Origin of the sequence: Inquilinus limosus MP06 (assembly GCF_000767795.1) — a bacterium.
Taxonomy (GTDB): domain Bacteria; phylum Pseudomonadota; class Alphaproteobacteria; order DSM-16000; family Inquilinaceae; genus Inquilinus; species Inquilinus limosus_E.
Map to the genome: position 1 here is coordinate 1 of NZ_JANX01000781.1, position 2,248 is coordinate 2,248.

Annotated in this window: 2 protein-coding genes; both read left to right on the forward strand. The window is 69.5% G+C overall.

The features are described from left to right. The coding region (locus tag P409_RS32280) for a S10 family serine carboxypeptidase-like protein (RefSeq protein WP_034848243.1) at positions 1 to 1,588 on the forward strand (1,588 nt) is incomplete at its 5' end. A 15-nt stretch (positions 1,589 to 1,603) separates the two neighbouring features. Beyond that, on the forward strand, positions 1,604 to 1,990 hold the full coding sequence (locus tag P409_RS32285; RefSeq protein ID WP_052121649.1) for a hypothetical protein: 387 nt from the start codon (positions 1,604 to 1,606) through the stop codon (positions 1,988 to 1,990). Positions 1,991 to 2,248 lie beyond the last annotated feature (258 nt).

The following is a 2,248-nucleotide window of genomic DNA, read 5'->3' on the forward strand; positions in this document are numbered from 1 at the left end:
GCCGACAGCGTCCGGCGCGGCGCAGGCGTCCTGGCGCAGGCGGGCGCCCCGGACCGAGCCGGACCGGGTGGTGAACGACCCCACCATCTACAACACCGGGCCGGACGGGCAGGTCAACCTGGCCCAGGTGAACGAGACCACCTCGCTCAAGCACCACAGCATGGCGATCGACGGCAAGCTGGTGCGGTTCACCGCCGGTGCCGGCCACCTGGTGGTCAACGGCGCCGACGGCAAGCCCGAGGCCGCGTTCTTCTACACCGCCTACACCATGGACGGGGCCCCGAAGAACACCCGGCCGGTCACCTTCCTGTGGAACGGCGGCCCGGGATCGGCCTCGATCTGGCTGCATATGGGCTCCTGGGCGCCGAAGCGGCTGAAATCGGACGCGCCGACCATCATCAACCCGGCGCAGCAGCCGGACAGCTTCCCGCTGGTCGACAACGAGATCACGCTGCTGAAGCAGTCGGACCTGGTGTTCGTCGACCCGCCGGGCACCGGCTACTCCGCCGCCATCGCCCCGCACACCAACCGCGACTGGTGGGGCGTGGACGCCGACGGCGTGGTGGTGGCCGACTTCATCACCCGCTACATCAACCAGTACAACCGCCAGAGCTCGCCGAAATACCTGTACGGCGAATCCTATGGCGGCATCCGCACGCCGATCGTGGCCAAGCTGCTGGAGCGGCAGGGCACCAGCCGCTACGCACCGGACCCGACGGGCAAGCCGCCGATCGTCCTGACCGGCGTGATCCTGAACTCGCCGATCCTCGACTACGCCTCGAACTGCGAGATGGTGGAGGCGGCCTCCTGCGGCGGCTACCTGCCGAGCTACGCGATGATGGCGAACTTCTTCCACAAGTCGCCGGCCCGCGGATTGCAGACGATCGAGCAGTATCTCGCCGGGCTGCGCCAGTTCACCTCGGTGCGCTACGCGCCGGTGGAGGCGATGACCCCGGGGGCGCGCAAGAAGTTCCTCGACACGCAGAAGGGCTGGGCGCTGCTGAACGACCTTGTGGCCCGCGCGGCGCTGGACACGCTGACCTGGTACAAGTCGTTCAAGCAGCTGCCGGGCGACTACCGGAACGAGCTGATGCCGGGCTACGAGCTGGGCCGCTATGACGGCCGGATGAAAGTGCCGGCCGGCAATTCCTACGCGCCCGACGACTACATCAACCTGGCGTTCCTGAACCAGTTCAAGCAGCTGATGCCGTATTACGTGAACTACCGCAGCGCCTCGACCTACGAGCCGCTGGGCAACGCGATCTTCTACTGGAACTGGAACCACAACGGCACCGACGACCCGAACAGCCTGGGCGACATCCAGATCGCCCTGACCTACGACCCGGGGCTGAAATGGCTGGTCATGCACGGCTATGAGGACAACGCCACGCCGGGCTACCAGACCGAGCTCGACCTGATCGGCGTCGACCTCTACGACCGCGTCCCGGTCAAGTGGTTCGAGGGCGGCCACATGACCTACAACACCGAGGCGTCGCGCCCGGCGCTGGAGGCCGTGATCAGCGATTTCTACGCCGCGCCGCCCTTCGGCTCCGACGCCGCCGAGATCGCGCAGCAGGCCGCCAACTAGCCAAGGAGGGGAACAATGAGGATCAAGCATTCATGGGTGGCCCCGCTGGCCCTGGCGGTGGCGGGGATGGTGCTGGCCCAGCCGGCCTGGGGCTATGACGACGTGCGCAAGCCGGTGAAGCCGGCCGGGACGCTGGCGCTGCGGACGGCGCCGGCGCCGAAGCCGAGCCCGGCGACGATGGCGCAGGGCGTGCAGGACGAGCTGGCGGCGCAGTTCCAGCGCGCCTCCGGCTCGCGCGCGTCGCTGACGGCGCAGCAGGCGAAGAAGGCCGGCTGGGGCTTCGTGGCCGACCATTTCGGCCAGATCGACACCTCCGGCAAGGGCTATGTCACCCTGGCCGAGATCACCAGCTTCATGGCGGCCCGCTCGCCGCAGAAGCTGATGCAGGGGGCGCCGCAGTAGGGGCAATGCTCGGGCGGCCCGGCTCAGCCGGGCCGTTCTTCTCGGGACCAACCGCTCCGCCGCGGAGGCCGGCGGAGCGCTTCCCGACGATGGCGCCCCTACTCCCCGACGGGCGGCACCCGCGGGCGGAAGGGGCCGACGGTCCAGGGCAGCGTCGCCGGCTCTCCACGCCGGCGGTCGACCGGCTCCTCGCGCCGCACCTCGCGCGGCGCCGCGCCGCACTGCGCCCGGAAGCGGCGGTTGAAGGTGGACAGGTCG